Annotated in this window: 16 protein-coding genes, 1 tRNA gene and 1 pseudogene; 13 read left to right on the top strand and 5 right to left on the bottom strand. The window is 71.0% G+C overall.

Annotation, left to right across the window (positions count from 1 at the left end; all coding sequences use genetic code 11):
* Positions 1-810: pseudogene (locus ACFULQ_RS44060) on the bottom strand (hypothetical protein); the annotation flags it as partial.
* Between the two features lie 84 nt (positions 811-894).
* Here ACFULQ_RS44060 and ACFULQ_RS44055 point away from each other — a divergent pair.
* Together ACFULQ_RS44055 and ACFULQ_RS44050 are read left to right on the top strand one after the other, a co-directional pair.
* The gene (locus ACFULQ_RS44055; RefSeq protein WP_383555996.1) at positions 895-1341 is read left to right on the top strand and encodes an SRPBCC family protein; all 447 of its coding nucleotides are present in this window, start codon (positions 895-897) and stop codon (positions 1339-1341) included.
* A 39-nt stretch (positions 1342-1380) separates the two neighbouring features.
* A tRNA-Val gene (locus ACFULQ_RS44050) sits at positions 1381-1452 on the top strand.
* Between the two features lie 55 nt (positions 1453-1507).
* Here the strand turns inward: ACFULQ_RS44050 and ACFULQ_RS44045 are convergent.
* Positions 1508-2233 carry a 3'-5' exonuclease gene (locus ACFULQ_RS44045; protein WP_383555994.1) on the bottom strand — a complete coding sequence of 242 codons (726 nt, stop codon included), beginning with the start codon at positions 2231-2233 and terminating at the stop codon, positions 1508-1510.
* Positions 2234-2424: 191 nt separating this feature from the next.
* On the opposite strand from ACFULQ_RS44045, the gene ACFULQ_RS44040 reads away from it, so the two are divergent.
* The 3 genes from ACFULQ_RS44040 to thrS all read left to right on the top strand — a co-directional run bounded on the left by ACFULQ_RS44040 (position 2425) and on the right by thrS (position 6293).
* Positions 2425-2991, top strand: coding sequence for a DUF4365 domain-containing protein (locus tag ACFULQ_RS44040; protein WP_383555992.1), 567 nt, complete (start codon positions 2425-2427; stop codon positions 2989-2991).
* Complete coding sequence (locus ACFULQ_RS44035) at positions 2988-4226, top strand: hypothetical protein (RefSeq protein ID WP_383555989.1); 1239 nt, start codon at positions 2988-2990, stop codon at positions 4224-4226. Before ACFULQ_RS44040 ends, ACFULQ_RS44035 begins: the two co-directional genes overlap by 4 nt.
* A 90-nt stretch (positions 4227-4316) precedes the next feature.
* Positions 4317-6293 carry a threonine--tRNA ligase gene (gene thrS / locus ACFULQ_RS44030; protein WP_383555986.1) on the top strand — a complete coding sequence of 659 codons (1977 nt, stop codon included), beginning with the start codon at positions 4317-4319 and terminating at the stop codon, positions 6291-6293.
* A gap of 28 nt (positions 6294-6321) precedes the next feature.
* On the opposite strand, the gene ACFULQ_RS44025 is transcribed toward thrS, so the two are convergent.
* Positions 6322-6936, bottom strand: coding sequence for a potassium channel family protein (locus ACFULQ_RS44025; RefSeq protein ID WP_383555999.1), 615 nt, complete (start codon positions 6934-6936; stop codon positions 6322-6324).
* A gap of 466 nt (positions 6937-7402) precedes the next feature.
* Between ACFULQ_RS44025 and ACFULQ_RS44020 the strand changes: the two genes are divergently transcribed.
* Positions 7403-7981 carry an HIT family protein gene (locus ACFULQ_RS44020; protein ID WP_383555984.1) on the top strand — a complete coding sequence of 193 codons (579 nt, stop codon included), beginning with the start codon at positions 7403-7405 and terminating at the stop codon, positions 7979-7981.
* A gap of 101 nt (positions 7982-8082) precedes the next feature.
* Here ACFULQ_RS44020 and ACFULQ_RS44015 read toward each other — a convergent pair whose 3' ends face one another.
* Positions 8083-9744 carry a hypothetical protein gene (locus tag ACFULQ_RS44015; RefSeq protein WP_383555981.1) on the bottom strand — a complete coding sequence of 554 codons (1662 nt, stop codon included), beginning with the start codon at positions 9742-9744 and terminating at the stop codon, positions 8083-8085.
* 256 nt (positions 9745-10000) lie between these two features.
* Positions 10001-12199, bottom strand: a complete 2199-nt coding sequence (locus ACFULQ_RS44010; RefSeq protein ID WP_383555980.1) for an elongation factor G-like protein EF-G2 — start codon at positions 12197-12199, stop codon at positions 10001-10003.
* A gap of 276 nt (positions 12200-12475) precedes the next feature.
* Here ACFULQ_RS44010 and pgsA point away from each other — a divergent pair, with 276 nt between their 5' ends.
* The 7 genes from pgsA to ACFULQ_RS43975 form a co-directional block, all read left to right on the top strand.
* Positions 12476-13216: a phosphatidylinositol phosphate synthase gene (gene pgsA, locus ACFULQ_RS44005; protein ID WP_383555978.1), complete on the top strand. Its 741-nt coding sequence runs from the start codon at positions 12476-12478 to the stop codon at positions 13214-13216.
* Positions 13213-14130, top strand: coding sequence for a phosphatidylinositol mannoside acyltransferase (locus ACFULQ_RS44000; RefSeq protein WP_383555976.1), 918 nt, complete (start codon positions 13213-13215; stop codon positions 14128-14130). The genes pgsA and ACFULQ_RS44000 overlap by 4 nt, the downstream gene beginning before the upstream one ends.
* Entirely contained in the window at positions 14127-15296 is a 1170-nt protein-coding gene (locus ACFULQ_RS43995) for a glycosyltransferase family 4 protein (protein ID WP_383555974.1), read from the top strand. The genes ACFULQ_RS44000 and ACFULQ_RS43995 overlap by 4 nt, the downstream gene beginning before the upstream one ends.
* 195 nt (positions 15297-15491) lie before the next feature.
* On the top strand, positions 15492-16034 hold the full coding sequence (locus ACFULQ_RS43990; RefSeq protein ID WP_383555971.1) for a hypothetical protein: 543 nt from the start codon (positions 15492-15494) through the stop codon (positions 16032-16034).
* Positions 16035-16172: 138 nt separating this feature from the next.
* Entirely contained in the window at positions 16173-17078 is a 906-nt protein-coding gene (gene pdxS / locus ACFULQ_RS43985; protein ID WP_123759535.1) for a pyridoxal 5'-phosphate synthase lyase subunit PdxS, read from the top strand.
* 7 nt (positions 17079-17085) lie between these two features.
* Positions 17086-17697, top strand: coding sequence for a pyridoxal 5'-phosphate synthase glutaminase subunit PdxT (gene pdxT, locus ACFULQ_RS43980; protein WP_383555969.1), 612 nt, complete (start codon positions 17086-17088; stop codon positions 17695-17697).
* 49 nt (positions 17698-17746) lie between these two features.
* Positions 17747-18484, top strand: a 738-nt coding sequence (locus tag ACFULQ_RS43975; RefSeq protein WP_383555967.1) for a YebC/PmpR family DNA-binding transcriptional regulator, incomplete at its 3' end; no start/stop codon positions are given.

Raw genomic sequence — 18484 nt, 5'->3', positions numbered from 1 at the left:
CGGGCCGGAGGCTGTCCAGGTCAGCCAGCCGGCCGCCAGAGTGCCCGAGCCGCCCACGCCGTACGCGCCGATCGCGGCGACCACGCGCAGGGGCCGGGGCGTCACCCGGAGCGCCACGGCCGTGTCGCACCCGGCCGTCACCAGGAGGGCGGCCGTGAGCCCGAAGGAGCCCGCGTCGGCCGCGATCGCCCAGAAGAACAGCGGGAGCTGGGCCGCGACCAGGGCGGCGGGACGGGGCAGACGCAGCGCGTCGGCGCCCGGCAGGAGGCCGTAGCCCGCCCACAGGCCGGCCAGCAGCGCGGAGGCGAGGGCCGTGTACGGAGCGCCGGCGGTCTTCGGGAACACCGCCCCGTGCAGGGCGACCGCGTCCAGCACCGTCAGGGCCAGGCCCAGGCCCGCCACCGACTCGGCCGTCGAGCGCAGCCCGCGCTTCAGCAGCAGGAACGGCGAGCCGAGCGCCGCCAGGGTGACCGCGCCGAGCACCAGGGCCCGGCCGGTGATGCCCAGATGACCCCAGCTGACCAGCGTGAACACCATCGCCGCGACCGTCAGCAGAACACCGCCGAGCACCAGGAGCACGTTCTGCACGCTCGGTGCGCTCGCCTCGGGACGGGCAAGGGCGGAGGGCGTCGATCCGGGCGGCGTCGGTGCCTGCCACCGCGGGTGGGGCGACTGAGAGGTCCGGCGCGGCTGGAGCGCGGCGACCAGCCAGGCCCGACGGGTCAGCAACTGGGCCCGGCGGGCGTCCAGTTGCCACAGCTCGGCGTCGATGAGCCGCAGCTCCTCGGCCGGGGGCGGGATGTGCGTCATGCCCTGAAGTGTGGGCTGGGTCACGCCGGGCGACATGAGTACGCGTACTCAATCCGTACTCGGATCCGATGCCAGACTCTGCCCATGGACTGGACCCGATACCGTTTCCGCAGCCTGTGGTCCCTGCCCGCGAAGCCCGCCGTCGTCTACGACGTGCTGGAGCGCGCCGAGGAGTACCCCCGCTGGTGGCCCCAGGTCCGCGAGGTACGACGGCTCGACGACACCAGCGGCCTGATCACCATCCGCGCCACCCTGCCGTACGACCTGGTCTTCACGGCCCGCGAGGTGCGGCGCGACCGGGAGGCCGGGGTGCTGGAGATCGCGATGGAGGGGGACCTGGAGGGCTGGGCGCGCTGGACCCTCACCGCGGCCGGCGAGGGCACGCTCGCCCACTACGACCAGGTCACCGAGGTGAACAAGCCGCTGCTCCGGCGCTTCGCCGTGCCCGGACGGCCGGTCTTCCTGGCCAACCACCGGCTCATGATGCGCGCCGGACAGCGGGGGCTCGTCGCGTACTTGGAAGCGGTTTGAAGGAAGGCCGCAGGGACCTGTATTGTTCAGTGCGTTCCCGGGCGATTAGCTCAGTGGGAGAGCGCTTCGTTCACACCGAAGAGGTCACTGGTTCGAACCCAGTATCGCCCACCGGGAAAAGCCGGTCCGTCGCAGACGGGCCGGCTTTCTTCATGAACCGGTCTTCTCATGCCGCCGCCGGCAGGTCCGGGCGCAGGGGCCAGGCCGGGTCCACCAGTTCCTCCTGGCCGCTGCGCGCGAACCACGCCTGGAGCCCCCGCGCCTGGGCCGCGTGCCAGACCGCCTGGAGGTTGTGCAGCTCCGCGGGCGCCAGCCGCTCCAGCCGGGCGGCGAACCGGCGCCCCAGGGCCCGTACGACATCCAGCGCGGCCTGCGCGTCGGCCGCCGCGTCGTGCGCGCCGGCCAGCTCCACGCCGTAGTGCGCGCACAGGTCGGTGAGGGTGCGGCGGCCCTTGCGGTAGCGGTCCAGATGCTTGTCGAGGACCCGCGGATCCAGCACCAGCAGCGGTGAGGTGTCCAGCCAGCGGTCCAGGGACGAGGCGCGATGGCGGCGCAACTCCCGGTCCAGCAGCGTCAGATCGAACGGCGCGTTCATCACCACCAGCGGACGGCCCGCCGCCGCCTGCTCCGCCAGCACCTCGGCTATCTCGAACATCACCGGCGCCGGCCAGCGGCCGTTGCGCTGGAGATGCTCGTCCGTCAGCCCGTGCACCGCCGTCGCCCCGGCGGGCACCGGTACACCCGGATTGACCAGCCACCGGCTCACCCGTGGCCGGGTGCCCGCCGCGTCCTGGACGACGACGGCGGCCGACACGATCCGGTCGGTCTCGACGTCCACGCCCGTGGTCTCCGTGTCGAAAGCGGCCAGGGGCCCTTCGTACCAGCACGTCATACCTACACAACCCCTCGTTCACCCACGGCAGCTGACGCACCGTCTTCTGCCAGTTTGGTGATACCCGGGCTGTTTGCGCCGTACGCCGGAAGGACACAACAGGAGTACGGGTCTTTGCAGTTCAGCGGCCCGGTGTGCGATTCATGTGGCCCCTGTGCGGGCATGTCACTTGGCTTGGAAGGCTGTTGGTCATGGCGATAGCGCAGCCCGAGCGGGGCGGGCTGCTGCCCGAACGTACGGGACCCCTTCGCGGCACGCTCGCCACCACCGCCTGCATGGAGACCTTGCAGGTGGGCTATCTGCACGCCGTCGCGGCGGCGGCCGGCTGCTCGCTGTCCCAGCCCTTCCCGGACAACGGCATCGACTGGCACGTCAGCCACGGCTCGCCCGGACACACCGTCGACGACGAGGTCACCATCAAGGTGCAGCTCAAGTGCACCTACCAGGTGGCCCCGAACCCGGCGGGCCGCTTCTTCTCCTTCACGCTCGACAACGACCATCTGCGCAAGCTCGCCCGCACCCCGGTGTCGGTCCACAAGATCCTGGTGGTCATGCTCGTCCCCCGAGCCCAGGACGACTGGCTGCGCGCCAGCCACGACCGCCTCGACCTCAGGCACTGCTGCTACTGGGTCAACCTGGCCGGCCACCCGATCACCGGCCGCACTCGGACCACCGTGCGGATCCCCACCAACCGCATCTTCGACGACCGGGCGCTGTGCGAGATCATGACGCGGGTCGGGACGGGAGGCAGACCATGACCCACCGCCCCTTGGAGGAGCCACTGCGTGCGGTACGCCCCCACCCGGAGGCCCACTGGGAGCGTTCCCCGAGCCCCGACGAGGTCGACCCCGCCGTCCTGAGCGCCCTGCTGCACCGGCACGGCTGGCAGCGCCGCGGCGGAGCCCCCGGACGCTACGGCCGCTGGACGCCACCGGGACCGGGCGCGAGCGGCACCAGTCTGCTCGTACCGGAGAGCCGCGCCTTCCCCGACAGCGACGACCTGCTCGGCGAGGCCCTCGTCGCCCTGTCCCGCAGCGGCACGCCCTCCGCGCGCGAGGTGCTCGTCGGGCTCGCCGTGCCCAGCGACGAGATCCGCTGGTGGCGGGACGTCCCGACCGGCCCCGCCGACGCCACCCCCTGGTCGGTCGAGGAGCAACTGCGCTCCGCCGCCCGCCAGACCCTCCTCGCCGGCGCCCTCGCCACACGCGCGCGTGCCGGCTATTACGGCGCCCGTTACCGCCGTACGGCAGCCGCGGCCCTGGACAACGTCCTGGTCGGCTCGGCCGCCGGGGGCCGGGGGCTCACCGCCTTCGTGCCCGTGGACACCGGCCGGCCGCTCGCCGTCCGCCTCCACCAGGCGCTCTACGCCACCCGGGAGGCGATCGACTACCAGCGGGCCACCGGCGGCATGGACGCCTTCGACGGGGCCGTCGAGGCGGGCGTCAGCCGGGAGCTCACCGAGGCGCTGATCTCGCTGGTGCGCGGGACGGAGGGCGCGCGGATCGCCGTCGAGTGGGCGCCCGCGGCCGGGGTGCCCGAAGGGTGCGCGGCGCGCTCCGAGGCCGTCGAGTTCTCGCCCGGTGACCTGCCCGTGCTGCGCGAGGCCGGGGCCCGCTTCCTGCGCGAGGAACCCTCCGTGGCGGTGCGGATCACCGGCACCGTCGTGCGGATGCGCAGGTCGGGGCCGCGCGGGGACGGGTCGGTACGGCTGCGGGTGATCGCCGGCGCCGAGATCCCGCACCTGCGGCTGACGCTGGACGAGGAGGCGTACCGGATCGCCGGGCAGGCCCATCTCGTGGGGCTGCCGGTGCGGGTGCACGGCCGCTTGGAGAGCCGGGGCGGCTTCCGCAGGCTCACCGGAGCCACCGGAGTGGCGCCCGTGCAGGTCGACGAGGCGGAACGGGACCGGCTGCTGAAGTCCCTCCAGGAGAATCTGGACTTCTTCGAGGAGGCCTGCGGGGAGCCCGGTGAGGAGTCCTTCGGCGGGGACTGATTTCGCGGAGGTGGGGGCCGGGTCGGTACGATCCCCTATTGCGCGCGCTCCCGGTATGGCGCCGCATCCGCCTTCAGTCAGGAGAGACCGGTGTCAGACGTCCGTGTGATCATCCAACGCGATTCCGAGCGGGAAGAGCGCGTGGTGACGACGGGCACTACGGCCGCCGAGCTCTTCGCCGGCGAGCGCTCGATCATCGCCGCGCGCGTGGGAGGCGAGCTCAAGGACCTCGCCTACTCGCCGGCCGAGGGCGAGGTCGTGGAGCCGGTCGAGATCTCCTCCGAGGACGGCCTGAACATCCTGCGCCACTCCACCGCGCACGTCATGGCGCAGGCCGTGCAGGAGCTCTTCCCCGAGGCCAAGCTGGGCATCGGCCCGCCGGTCAAGGACGGCTTCTACTACGACTTCGACGTCGAGAAGCCGTTCACGCCCGAGGATCTCAAGGCCATCGAGAAGAAGATGCAGGAGATCCAGAAGCGCGGGCAGCGCTTCAGCCGCCGTGTGGTGACCGACGAGGCGGCCCGCGAGGAGCTGGCGTCGGAGCCGTACAAGCTGGAGCTGATCGGCCTCAAGGGCTCGGCCTCCTCCGACGACGGCGCGGACGTCGAGGTCGGCGCCGGTGAGCTGACGATCTACGACAACCTGGACGCCAAGACCGGCGACCTGTGCTGGAAGGACCTGTGCCGCGGTCCGCACCTGCCGTCGACCCGCAACATCCCGGCGTTCAAGCTGATGCGCAACGCGGCCGCCTACTGGCGCGGCAGCGAGAAGAACCCCATGCTCCAGCGCATCTACGGCACCGCGTGGCCGACCAAGGACGAGCTGAAGGCACACCTCGACTTCCTCGCCGAGGCCGAGAAGCGCGACCACCGCAAGCTGGGCTCCGAACTCGACCTGTTCTCGATCCCCGAGCAGATCGGCTCCGGCCTCGCCGTCTTCCACCCCAAGGGCGGCATCATCCGCCGGGTCATGGAGGACTACTCGCGCCGCCGGCACGAGGAGGAGGGCTACGAGTTCGTCTACACCCCGCACGCGACGAAGGGGAAGCTCTTCGAGCAGTCCGGGCACCTGGACTGGTACGCCGACGGCATGTACCCGCCCATGCAGCTCGACGAGGGCGTGGACTACTACCTGAAGCCCATGAACTGCCCGATGCACAACCTGATCTTCGACGCGCGCGGCCGCTCCTACCGCGAACTGCCGCTGCGCCTCTTCGAGTTCGGGACCGTGTACCGCTACGAGAAGTCGGGCGTGGTGCACGGCCTCACGCGTGCCCGCGGCTTCACCCAGGACGACGCGCACATCTACTGCACCCGGGAGCAGATGTCGGAGGAGCTCGACAAGACGCTCACCTTCGTCCTCGGCCTGTTGCGCGACTACGGCCTGACCGACTTCTACCTGGAGCTGTCCACCAAGGACCCGGAGAAGTTCGTCGGCTCGGACGAGGTCTGGGAGGAGGCGACCGAGACGCTGCGCCAGGTCGCCGAGAAGCAGGGCCTGCCGCTCGTCCCCGACCCGGGCGGCGCCGCCTTCTACGGCCCGAAGATCTCCGTCCAGACCAAGGACGCGATCGGCCGCACCTGGCAGATGTCGACGATCCAGCTGGACTTCAACCTGCCGGAGCGCTTCGAGCTGGAGTACACCTCGCCCGACGGCTCCAAGCAGCGGCCGGTCATGATCCACCGCGCGCTGTTCGGCTCCATCGAGCGGTTCTTCGCGGTGCTCCTGGAGCACTACGCGGGCGCCTTCCCGGCGTGGCTGGCCCCGGTCCAGGCGGTCGGCATCCCGATCGGCGACACCCACGTCGAGTACCTGGAGAAGTTTGCGGCCGCGGCCAAGAAGAAGGGCCTGCGGGTCGAGGTGGACTCCTCGTCCGACCGGATGCAGAAGAAGATCCGCAACGCCCAGAAGCAGAAGGTGCCCTTCATGGTCATCGCGGGCGACGAGGACATGTCGGCCGGCTCGGTGTCCTTCCGCTACCGCGACGGTTCGCAGGAGAACGGCATCCCGTTCGACGAGGCCATCGCGAAGATCGTGAAGGTCGTGGAGGAGCGGGCGCAGGTCTGACGTTCCGTACGGCGGGCCCTCGGGGAGTTCAGCTCCTCGGGGGCCTTTCGTCGTCCCCCTCGCGGGAGAACACCTGGAGCAGCCAGGAGGCGAAGGTGCCGGTCACGGCGGCGAGCAGGGCCAGCCCGATCATCATCACGCCGACCGCGATCAGGCGTCCCAGCGGGGTGACCGGGGTGACGTCGCCGTAGCCGACGGTGGTGAGGGTGGCGCAGGTCCACCAGACGGCGTCGCCGAAGGTGGGCATGGTCGTGCCGGGGGCGTGGCGTTCCTGCTGGAAGACGGCGAGGGCACCGGTGAAGCCGAGCAGCAGGGTCGACAGGCCGGAGTACACCATCACCCGCCCGTGCAGCGGCAGCCGGGGCTCTCCGTGCCGGCGCTGGACGGTCTCGTACACCTTGACGATCCTCAGGGGCCGCAGCAGCGGCAGCAGCAGCACGACGGTGTCCAGGAGATGCCTCCGCACGAAGCGCCGCCCCTGCCCACTGAGCCACCAGCGCACGCCGTAGTCGACGGCGAACAGCGCCCAGGCGGCCAGGGTGACGGCCAGGCAGAGATCGAGCGCGGGCTGGGGGAGACCGGGGGCCAGGACGCGGAGCGCGTAGGAGGAGAGGAAGGCCAGGGAGGCGAGGGCGAGGAGGATCTCGGTGCGTTGCTCCCAGAGGGTGAGGCGGTGGGGGGTGGTGGTGGCGTCGGGAGCGGGGCGTGTGCCGGTGCTGGTGTCCGGGCCGGGGCGGGGGTCCGCGTCGGCTTCGGTGGCCGGGTGGTGTGCGGTGTCGCGGGCGGGGCTCTTGTCGGGGCCGTGGCCTGCGGACTCGTGAGCGCCGTGGGTGGTGCCGGCGCCGGTGCCGGTGCGCGAGGGCCCGTCGGTGTCGGTGCTCGGGGGCCCGTCGGCGTCGTGGGCCTGGCGGGGGTCGCTGCCACGTGCCTCGCGGGCGTCGGTGTCGTGGCCCCCGTGGCCGTCGGTATCGCGGCCCCGGTGCCCGTCCCTGTCGTGGTCCTCGTGCCCGTTCTCGGGGTGCCTGCCGGTGTCGTCGTCCACTTGCCCAGCTTGGCCCGGGCTGCTTTTCGCACAACCCCGCCGACACGGCGCGAACGGGCGAAGCCATATGCTGCATGGCATGACGAGTGAGCCGGAGCAGCAGTTGGGAGTGGGGACGCAGGACGCGTTCCAGCGTCTGTGGACACCCCACCGGATGGCCTACATCCAGGGCGAGAACAAGCCGACCGGCCCCGGTGCCGACGACGGCTGTCCCTTCTGCTCGATCCCGGCCAAGTCCGACGAGGACGGCCTGATCGTCCGCCGCGGCGAACTGGTGTACGCGGTGCTCAACCTCTACCCCTACACCGGCGGCCACCTCATGGTCGTGCCCTACCGTCATGTGGCCGACTACACCGATCTCACCGAGCCGGAGACCGCCGAGCTGGCCGCGCTGACCAAGCAGGCGATGACGGCCCTGCGCACGGCGTCCGGTGCGCACGGCTTCAACATCGGCATGAACCAGGGCACGGTCGCGGGCGCCGGTATCGCCGCCCACCTCCACCAGCACATCGTCCCCCGCTGGGGCGGCGACACGAACTTCATGCCGGTCGTCGGCCACACGAAGGTCCTGCCGCAGCTGCTGGGCGACACGAGGAAGATGCTGTCGGAGGCCTGGCCGGCATCGACCAGCCCGTCCGGCGTTTGAGGACGAGGCCGCAAGGCCGAAGGGGGGTCTGGGGGCGCAGCCCCCAGGGGGACCGGAACCCAGACCCACCCGCACGCCAATTCGGCCGAACCGCCGGAGGCCTACGCGTCGTAGACGTCCGCCTTCTTCGGTGACACATCCTGCACCTGCGTGCTCAGGAACCCCGCGCGCGTGCCGAACTTCTCGGTGTCCACGCCGTTCTCCGCGAGCACCCGTATCGCCGCGGAATGCACGACCCGCAGCACCGGGGTCGCGGCGCGCAGCGCGTCGTCGGCCATGAAGCGGTGCCGCCACGGCCGGTCCGCCCAGGCGTGCCGCAGACCGAACGGCTCGGGCAGGGCGAGCGAGCCGCCGAGCCAGTTGAGCAGCGGGGGGTAGCGGGTCAGAGGGGCCCGGGCGGCGAGGCGGACCACCTCGTCGGCGTCGACCAGCGGGAGCTTGATCTTCCGGGTCTCCCAGAACCGGATCGACTTGGCGACCTCCTTCTCCTTGGCCGCCGGCTTCGAGGTGAACAGTCCGTGCACCGGCCCCAGCGCGTGCCCGGTGACCTCGATGCGCAGTGTCTCGTGCAGCACGGTCACGGTGATCAGCATGGTGAGGACCAGCTGGCCCTCCCACAGCGTCCACTGCACGCCCAGGTAGTGCCGGTCGCCGCCGCCGAACTGCTGCTTGTTGCAGATGTCCTGTATGGCGTGGCTCTTGACCTGGTACGCGTCGACGTCGGTGCCCCCCGGCCGGGACACCTCCTTCGCGCCCTCGGCGATCGGGGTGACGATCCAGTGCCGGACCGTCGGCTTCGGGAAGCCGCCCGTGTTGATGGTGTTGCGCTCCAGCATGCGCAGCTGGTCGTGGATGGAACGGATGACGTCCCAGCTGCGGAAGGGGTGGATCTCCCGGGTCGGGTCGGCGGACACCAGGTCCTCGGCCAGCTGCCAGCTGCCCCAGCGGGTGCCCATGCCGAGTATGCCCTTGGGGCCGGCGTAGAAGACCGAGTTGGACTGCTGCTCGGCGCTGAGGTGGGCCAGGGACTGGCGCAGCTGCTCGGCCGCGGTCTCGCCGGGGTTGCTCGGCACCGCCTCGGGCACCTTGGCCCCCACGCTGCTGCCGGCCAGCAGACTGGCCCAGCGCTCCCGCAGATCCCGCGCGGTGCGCTCGCAGATCTGCTTGGCCCAGAACCAGCCGACCACGGGCAGGACCACGCACGCGCGTGCGTACATGCCCCAGAACCCGGCGAACGGCATCTTGATCAGGAAGAGCACGGCGAGCGCGCCCACCGCGACCAGCAACGCGGTGGCGAGCGCTCCGGCCTGCTTGTCCTCGCGCCGTGCGACATTGGTGCGCAGGGTGAAGATCAGCAGCCAGACCAGGAGGCCGGGCAGGAAGAGCAGTCCGCACAACACCATGACGGCGGTCAGCCAGTTGTCCCGGTCCCGGCGGATGTTGTTGGCCGCGAGACAGTGCTCGACCACGACCTGCGGCTCCGCCCCGAAGGACTGGATGAGGGGCTTGCGGCCCTTGCCGAGCATGCGGGTGATCACCGCTGTGGAGAAGGCCTCGCCCAGGTTGGGCCGGAAGATCTTCGCCCACTTGCGGCCGCCCTTGACGACCGACTCGTGCCATTCGTTGTTGGCCTTGAGGATCTCCTCCACCGGATTGTCCCGATAGGCCGCCGAGGCCAGGGCGAAGGTCGCCGTCTGTGCCTCGTCGCCGGTGCGCGGCACCTGCGGACCGAAGATGTCCGCGTAGCCGCTGTCAACGGTCATTCCCGCCCCCGATCGCCGCCGGACTCACCCACTGCGGCCTTCCCGACTTCCTTGCTTCGCACACCTGTTGATCAGGTCATCAGCGTATCCGTACGCACTGACATTAATCGGCGGACGGCCGAAGCCGCCCGCCGATTCGGAGGGGAGCGTTCCACAAACGTCACCCGCGGGGCTGTGAAAGCCACTTGCGCGGCACCCCGCCCCAACTACCAGGCATCCCGAGCCCCTTCACCACGACGCGTCCCGCGCCCCTTCACTACGAGGCTTCCCGCGCCTCCTCACGGATCCTCTCGGCGATCTGCGGCGGCATCGGTTCGTGCCGCGCGTAGGAACGGCTGAAACGCGCGGTGCCGTGCGACAGGGACCTCAGGTCGACCGCGTACCGCCCGATCTCGATCTCGGGCACCTCGGCCTTGATCAGCGTGCGTCCGCCGTTGGTCTGCTCGGTGCCGAGCACCCGGCCGCGCCGCCCGGACAGGTCGCTCATCACGGCGCCCACGTAGTCGTCCCCGACCAGCACGGACACCTCGGCGACCGGCTCCAGCAGATGGATCCGCGCGTCCGCCGCCGCCTCCCTGAGCGCGAGCGCGCCGGCGGTCTGGAACGCGGCGTCCGAGGAGTCCACGGAGTGCGCCTTGCCGTCCAGGAGCGTGACCCGGACGTCGATGAGCTGATGACCGGTCGCGACCCCCTTGGCGGCCTGCGCCCGTACGCCCTTCTCGACGGAGGGGATGAACTGCCGCGGCACCGCGCCGCCGACGACCTTGTCCACGAACTCGATGCCCGAACCGCCCGGCAGCGGCTCCACCTCGATCTCGCAGATGGCGAACTGCCCATGCCCGCCGGACTGTTTCACATGCCGCCCGCGCCCGGCCGCCTTGTCGGCGAACGTCTCCCGAAGCGACACCCGGTGCGGCACGACGTCCACCTGCACGCCGTACCGGCTGCGCAGCCGCTCCAGCGCCACGTCGGCGTGCGCCTCGCCCAGGCACCACAGCACCACCTGGTGGGTGTCCTGGTTCTGTTCGAGCCGCATGGTCGGGTCCTCGGCGACCAGCCGGGCCAGGCCCTGCGAGAGTTTGTCCTCGTCCGCCTTGCTGTGCGCCTGGATGGCGAGCGGCAGCAGCGGGTCCGGCATCTCCCACGGCTCCATGAGCAGCGGGTCGTCCTTGGCGGAGAGGGTGTCGCCGGTCTCCGCGCGGCTCAGTTTCGCCACGCACGCGAGGTCGCCCGCGATGCAGTGCGAGAGCTGACGCTGCTGCTTGCCGAAGGGCGCGGACAGCGCGCCGATGCGCTCGTCGACGTCGTGGTCCTCGTGCCCGCGGTCGGCGAGCCCGTGCCCGGAGACATGGACGGTCTCGTCCGGGCGCAGGGTCCCGGAGAAGACCCGCACCAGCGAGATCCGGCCGACGTAAGGGTCGGACGCGGTCTTCACGACCTCCGCGACCAGCGGGCCCTCGGTGTCGCACGCCTTGATCTCGCGCGGCTTGCCGTCGATGGTGGTGACGCCCGGCGTGGGGTGCTCGAACGGCGTCGGGAACCCGCCCGTGACCAGTTCGAGCAACTCGACCGTGCCGAGCCCCTGCTTGGCGCCCTCGGCCGCGGGGGCGGCGGCCAGGACCGGGTGGAACACCCCGCGCGCGACGGCCCGCTCCAGGTCCTCCACGAGGGTCTTGAAGTCGATCTCCTCGCCGCCCAGATAGCGGTCCATGAGGGTCTCGTCCTCGCTCTCCGAGATGATCCCCTCGATGAGCCGGTTGCGGGCCTCCTCGATCTCCGGCAGCAGGTCCTTGCCGGGCTCGGACTCCTTGCGCTCCCCGGACGAGTAGTCGAAGAGCTTCTGCGACAGCAGCCCGGTCAGACCCGTCACGGGCGCGTGCCCGTCAGGCCCCTGCGGGCCGTGCAGGGGCAGATAGAGCGGCAGTACGGCGTCGGGGTCGTCGCCGCCGAAGGTCTCGGCGCAGATCCTCGTCATCTCCTCGAAGTCCGCCCGCGCGGCCTCCAGATGCGTGACGACGATGGCCCGGGGCATCCCGACGGCCGCGCACTCCTCCCACACCATGCGCGTGGAGCCGTCCACCCCGTCCGAGGCCGAGACGACGAAAAGGGCCGCGTCCGCCGCTCGCAGACCGGCCCTGAGCTCACCGACGAAGTCGGCGTATCCGGGGGTGTCCAGAAGGTTGATCTTGTACCCGTCCCATTCGACGGGCACCAGGGAGAGCTGTACCGAGCGTTGTTGCCGGTGCTCGATCTCGTCGTAGTCGGACACGGTGCCGCCGTCCTCCACGCGGCCCGCCCGGTTCACTGCTCCCGCCGTCAGCGCGAGAGCTTCCACCAATGTCGTCTTGCCCGAACCGGAGTGGCCGACCAGCACCACATTCCGTACGGACGCGGGGTGGTCGGCCGCTGTTGCCCTGCCGGCGGCTCCGGGGTGTGCGTTCGCCTTGTCGCCCATGGCCTTGCCTCCCGTGCACGGTGAGGTCATCTGTGGGCGCGGACGTGCGGAACCCGCGTGCGGTGGCGGCTCCGGTGACGCCCGCGGTCCTTCGAGCTTTCCACTCCCGTCACGGTGCGTCCATACGACGGACGCGATCGCGCCGTGACCCTGGTGCGGCACGCCCGTGACATGTGCTCCGGGTGCCCGGCCGCCGCCCACGCGCGCGCGTGGCTACGATGGGCCAGCCGGTGGCCAGCAGGGGCCGAGCCGGCCACACCGACCGTCGGGAAGGCCATGCTGAACAAGTACGCGCGTGCATTTTTCACGCGTGTCCTCACCCCGTTCGCCTCATTTCTGATCAGAAGGGGCGTCAGCCCCGACACGGTCACGCTCCTCGGCACGGCCGGCGTGATGGCGGGCGCGCTGGTCTTCTACCCCATGGGCGAGTTCTTCTGGGGCACGGTCGTGATCACGCTGTTTGTGTTCTCCGACCTGGTCGACGGCAACATGGCCCGGCAGCTCGGCCGCTCCAGCCGCTGGGGCGCCTTCCTCGACTCCACGCTGGACCGCGTCGCCGACGGCGCGATCTTCGGCGGCTTCGCCCTCTGGTACGCCGGGGGCGGCGACGACATCGCCCTGTGCGCGGTCTCCATCTTCTGCCTGGCCAGCGGCCAGGTGGTCTCGTACACCAAGGCGCGTGGCGAGTCGATCGGGCTGCCGGTCGCCGTCAACGGCCTCGTGGAGCGCGCCGAGCGCCTGGTGATCTCGCTGGTCGCGGCCGGTTTCGCGGGCCTGCACAAGTTCGGTGTGCCCGGCATCCAGTACCTGCTGCCGATCGCCCTGTGGATCGTCGCCGTGGGCAGCCTGGTCACGCTGATCCAGCGGGTCGTCACGGTCCGCCGTGAGTCGGCGGAGGCCGAGGAGGCCGCGGCCGCGACAGCGCAGGCCACGGCAGCCCCGACCTCGACCCCCTCCCCGGCCTCGGCCTCCGTCGAGGAGAAGCCCCGGCAGCAGGGGAGCGAGGCCGCGAAGTGAGCGCCCAGGAGCGGCTGACGGACTCGCTGTACGGCCTGGGCTGGGGCGTGGTCAAGACGCTCCCCGAACCGGTCGCCGTGCGCCTCGGCCGGAGCATCGCCGACCTGGCCTGGAAGCAGCGCGGCAAGGGCGTCCTCAGGCTGGAGAGCAACTACGCGCGCGTGGTGCCCGACGCGAGCCCCGAGCGCCTCGCGGAGCTCTCGCGCGCGGGCATGCGGTCGTACCTGCGCTACTGGATGGAATCCTTCCGGCTGCCCGCCTGGAGCAAGGACCGCATCAAGGCCGGGTTCGACCCCAAGGGCCTGCACCACCTCACCGACGGGCTCGCGGCCGGCAAGGGCGTCATCCTGGCGCTGCCGCACATGGCCAACTGGGACCTCGCGGGCGCCTGGGTCACCACCAAGCTGGAGACCCCGTTCACCACGGTCGCCGAACGGCTCAAGCCGGAGACGCTGTACGACCGTTTCGTCGCCTACCGCGAGGGCCTCGGCATGGAGGTGCTCCCGCACAGCGGCGGCACCGCCTTCGGCACCCTGGCCCGGCGGCTGCGCGACGGCGGCCTGGTCTGCCTGGTCGCCGAGCGGGACCTGTCGTCCTCCGGCGTCGAGGTGCGGTTCTTCGGCGAGGCCACCCGCATCCCCGCGGGCCCGGCCCTGCTGGCCCAGCAGACGGGCGCGCTGCTGCTTCCGGTGACACTCTGGTACGACGACTCGCCCGTCATGCAGGGCAGGGTGCATCCGCCGGTCGAGGTGCCCCAGTCAGGTACCCGGGCCGAAAAGACGTCTGTCATGGCACAGGCGCTGGCCGATGCCTTCGCCACCGGGATCGCCGACCATCCGGAGGACTGGCACATGCTCCAGCGCTTGTGGCTGAAGGATCTCGAACCCCGCCCGTCGGACGGGGCCCGCCCGTGAGAATCGGCATCGTCTGCCCGTACTCCTGGGATGTGCCGGGCGGCGTCCAGTTCCACATCCGCGACCTCGCCGAGTACTTCATCCGCCTCGGCCACGAGGTGTCCGTCCTCGCCCCGGCCGACGACGACACCCCGCTGCCGCCGTACGTCGTCTCGGCCGGGCGTGCGGTGCCGGTGCCGTACAACGGCTCGGTGGCCCGGCTCAACTTCGGCTTCCTGAGCGCCGCGCGGGTGCGGCGCTGGCTGCACGACGGCGAGTTCGACGTCGTGCACATCCATGAGCCGTCCTCGCCGTCCCTCGGCCTGCTCACCTGCTGGATCGCGCAGGGCCCGATCGTGGCCACCTTCCACACCTCCAACCCGCGCTCGCGCGCGATGATCGCCGCGTACTCGATCCTCCAGGCCGCACTGGAGAAGATCAGCGCCCGGATCGCGGTCAGCGAGTACGCCCGGCGCACGCTGGTCGAGCACCTGGGCGGCGACGCGGTGGTCATCCCCAACGGCGTGGACGTCGACTTCTTCGCCAAGGCCGAGCCGAAACCCGAGTGGCAGGGCGGCACGATCGGGTTCATGGGACGCATCGACGAGCCCCGCAAGGGCCTTCCGGTGCTGATGAAGGCCCTGCCGAGGATCCTGGCCGAGCGGCCGGGGACGCGGCTGCTGGTCGCCGGGCGCGGTGACGAGGAGGAGGCGGTGGAGTCCCTCCCCGAGGAGCTGCGTGCGCGGGTGGAGTTCCTCGGCATGGTCAGCGACGAGGACAAGGCCCGCTTCCTGCGCAGCGTCGACCTGTACATCGCGCCCAACACCGGCGGCGAGAGCTTCGGGATCATCCTGGTCGAGGCCATGTCGGCGGGCGCCGCGGTGCTCGCCTCCGACCTGGACGCCTTCGCCCAGGTCCTGGACCACGGCTCGGCGGGCGAGCTCTTCGCCAACGAGGACGCGGACGCGCTGGCGGAAGCGGCCGTACGACTCCTCGGCGACCCGGCACGCCTCGCCGAACTGCGCGAACGCGGCAGCGCCCACGTCCGCCGCTTCGACTGGTCGACCGTAGGCGCGGACATCCTGTCGGTCTACGAAACGGTGACGGCGGGCGCGGCAGCGGTGGCAGCGGCGGAGGACGACCGGGGGACGGGACTGCGGGCACGGCTGGGGTTGGCGCGGGACTGAGCGGTACCGGGGCCTGCGGGTTGCGGGTGCGGCGGGGCTTGCCTGACCAGACCCTGAGAGGTCCCGTGCCTGATCACGCCGGGCAACCCTGACTGCACCCACCCAGGGGCGCGGGGACTGCGCGACCAGCCACGACGCACCCGCACCCGGGACTCGACCCTTACTGCCCTTACTCGCCCCGATAGCCTGCTCCCCGTGACTCCCACCCTCATCTGGATCCTCGTCGCGCTCGTCGCGATCGGGCTCTACCTCAGCTGGACCGCGGGCCGTCTCGACCGGCTGCATGCCAGGATCGACGCCACGCGCGCGGGGTTGGACGCGCAGTTGGTGCGGCGGGCGTCGGTGGCGCTGGAGCTGGCCACCTCCGGTGTGCTCGACCCGGCCGCGTCGATCGTGCTGTACGAGGCCGCGCACGCGGCGCGGCAGGCCGAGGAGGAGCAGCGGGAGGTCGCGGAGAGCGAGCTGAGCCAGGCGCTGCGGGCCGTGTTCGCGGAGCCGCCCCAGGTGGAGGCGGTCCGCGAGGCACCCGGGGGAGAGGCCGCGGCCCACGAGCTCACCGAGGCCGTACGACGGGTCCCGATGGCCCGCCGCTTCCACAACGACGCGGTGGGAGCGGCCCGCAGGCTCCGCGAGCACCGCAAGGTCCGCTGGTTCCGCCTCGCCGGCCACGCCCCCTTCCCGATGGCCTTCGAGATGGACGACGAGCCGCCCGCGGCACTCGTCGACCGGAGCGCATAGGGAACAGGCGACCCGGCCCCACCCCCGGGGCCACGAAAACGATCCACCGGCTCCCCATTGGCCCTTGCTGTGGCCTGGTCCGATGACGTTTCCTCGGTGCTGCACAAATCCTCTTTTCACTTCAGCGAGGTCAAACCCGTGTCCAGCACCGAGAACCAGGCTCCCGAGACCGGCACCGCGCGCGTGAAGCGCGGTATGGCGGAGCAGCTCAAGGGCGGCGTGATCATGGACGTCGTCACGCCGGAGCAGGCGAAGATCGCGGAGGACGCGGGCGCCGTCGCCGTCATGGCCCTGGAGCGGGTCCCCGCCGACATCCGCAAGGACGGCGGCGTGGCCCGGATGTCCGACCCGGACATGATCGAGGGCATCATCGAGGCCGTGTCCATCCCGGTCATGGCGAAGTCCCGCATCGGCCACTTCGTCGAGGCCCAGGTCCTCCAGTCTCTCGGCGTCGACTACATCGACGAGTCCGAGGTCCTCACCCCCGCCGACGAGGTCAACCACTCCGACAAGTGGTCCTTCACGACCCCGTTCGTCTGCGGTGCCACCAACCTGGGCGAGGCCCTGCGCCGCATCGCCGAGGGCGCGGCCATGATCCGCTCCAAGGGCGAGGCCGGCACCGGAAACGTCGTCGAGGCCGTCCGCCACCTGCGCCAGATCAAGAACGAGATCGCCCGCCTGCGCGGCTACGACAATCACGAGCTGTACGCCGCCGCCAAGGAGCTGCGCGCCCCCTACGAGCTCGTCAAGGAGGTCGCCGAGCTCGGCAAGCTCCCCGTGGTGCTGTTCTCCGCCGGTGGCGTCGCCACCCCCGCCGACGCCGCGCTCATGCGTCAGCTCGGCGCCGAGGGCGTCTTCGTCGGCTCCGGCATCTTCAAGTCCGGCGACCCGGCCAAGCGCGCCGCCGCCATCGTGAAGGCCACCACCTTCTACGACGACCCGAAGATCATCGCGGACGCGTCCCGCAACCTCGGCGAGGCCATGGTCGGCATCAACTGCGACACCCTCCCCGAGACCGAGCGCTACGCCAACCGCGGCTGGTAACCACCCCATGTCCAACGAAGCCCCTGTCATCGGCGTCCTGGCCCTCCAGGGCGACGTCCGGGAGCACCTCGTCGCCCTGGCCGCGGCCGACGCCGTGGCCAGGCCGGTCAGGCGCCCCGAGGAACTCGCCGAGGTCGACGGCCTCGTCGTCCCCGGCGGCGAGTCGACCACGATCTCCAAGCTGGCCGTCCTCTTCGGCCTGATGGAGCCCCTCCGCGCGCGCGTACGCGACGGCCTGCCCGTCTACGGCACCTGCGCGGGCCTGATCATGCTCGCCGACAAGATCCTCGACCCGCGCTCGGGCCAGGAGACGATCGGCGGCATCGACATGATCGTGCGCCGCAACGCCTTCGGACGACAGAACGAGTCCTTCGAGGCGGCCGTCGGCGTGCGGGGAGTCCCGGGCGACCCCGTGGAGGGCGTCTTCATCCGCGCCCCCTGGGTCGAGTCGGTCGGCGCCGAGGTCGAGGTGCTCGCCGAGCACGACGGCCACATCGTCGCGGTCCGCCAGGGCAACGCGCTCGCCACGTCCTTCCACCCGGAACTGACCGGCGACCACCGCGTGCACGCTCTCTTTGTCGACATGGTGCGCGCGAACCGGGCGCCGGAGTCCTTGTAGGATCTCAGGCGTTGGTTGCAGGGATGGGTTACGCGAAGGAGACAGGCAGATGTCCGGCCACTCTAAATGGGCTACGACGAAGCACAAGAAGGCCGTGATCGACGCCAAGCGCGGCAAGCTCTTCGCGAAGCTGATCAAGAACATCGAGGTCGCGGCCCGCATGGGCGGTGTCGACATCGAGGGCAACCCGACGCTCTACGACGCCATCCAGAAGGCCAAGAAGCAGTCGGTCCCGAACAAGAACATCGACTCCGCGGTCAAGCGCGGCGGCGGCCTCGAGGCCGGCGGCGCCGACTACGAGACGATCATGTACGAGGGCTACGGCCCGAACGGCGTCGCGGTGCTCATCGAGTGCCTCACCGACAACCGCAACCGCGCCGCCTCCGACGTGCGCGTCGCCATGACCCGCAACGGCGGCTCCATGGCCGACCCGGGTTCGGTGTCGTACCTCTTCAACCGCAAGGGCGTCGTCATCGTCCCCAAGGGCGAGCTCAGCGAGGACGACGTCCTCGGCGCGGTCCTGGACGCGGGCGCCGAGGAGGTCAACGACCTGGGCGAGTCCTTCGAGGTGCTCAGCGAGGCCACCGACCTGGTCGCCGTCCGCACCGCCCTCCAGGACGCCGGGATCGACTACGACTCCGCCGAGGCCAACTTCGTCCCGACCATGCAGGTCGAGCTGGACGAGGAGGGCGCCAAGAAGATCTTCAAGCTGATCGACGCCCTCGAGGACAGCGACGACGTCCAGAACGTCTTCGCCAACTTCGACGTCAGCGACGAGGTCTTGGAT

The sequence above is a fragment of the Streptomyces sp. NPDC057253 genome (genome assembly GCF_042669125.1).
Taxonomy (GTDB): domain Bacteria; phylum Actinomycetota; class Actinomycetes; order Streptomycetales; family Streptomycetaceae; genus Streptomyces.
Note: the sequence above shows the minus strand (reverse complement) of the source record. Positions and strands in the feature narration are given on the sequence as shown.

Excerpts from the sequence above, each read along its gene's own strand:
- ACFULQ_RS44010 (WP_383555980.1), bottom strand. The coding sequence starts at position 12,199 with ATGGGCGACAAGGCGAACGCACACCCCGGAGCCGCCGGCAGGGCAACA.
- pdxT (WP_383555969.1), top strand. The coding sequence starts at position 17,086 with ATGTCCAACGAAGCCCCTGTCATCGGCGTCCTGGCCCTCCAGGGCGAC.
- ACFULQ_RS44040 (WP_383555992.1), top strand. The coding sequence starts at position 2,425 with ATGGCGATAGCGCAGCCCGAGCGGGGCGGGCTGCTGCCCGAACGTACG.
- ACFULQ_RS44020 (WP_383555984.1), top strand. The coding sequence starts at position 7,403 with ATGCTGCATGGCATGACGAGTGAGCCGGAGCAGCAGTTGGGAGTGGGG.
- ACFULQ_RS44045 (WP_383555994.1), bottom strand. The coding sequence starts at position 2,233 with ATGACGTGCTGGTACGAAGGGCCCCTGGCCGCTTTCGACACGGAGACC.
- ACFULQ_RS44055 (WP_383555996.1), top strand. The coding sequence starts at position 895 with ATGGACTGGACCCGATACCGTTTCCGCAGCCTGTGGTCCCTGCCCGCG.
- ACFULQ_RS44035 (WP_383555989.1), top strand. The coding sequence starts at position 2,988 with ATGACCCACCGCCCCTTGGAGGAGCCACTGCGTGCGGTACGCCCCCAC.
- pgsA (WP_383555978.1), top strand. The coding sequence starts at position 12,476 with ATGCTGAACAAGTACGCGCGTGCATTTTTCACGCGTGTCCTCACCCCG.
- ACFULQ_RS44015 (WP_383555981.1), bottom strand. The coding sequence starts at position 9,744 with ATGACCGTTGACAGCGGCTACGCGGACATCTTCGGTCCGCAGGTGCCG.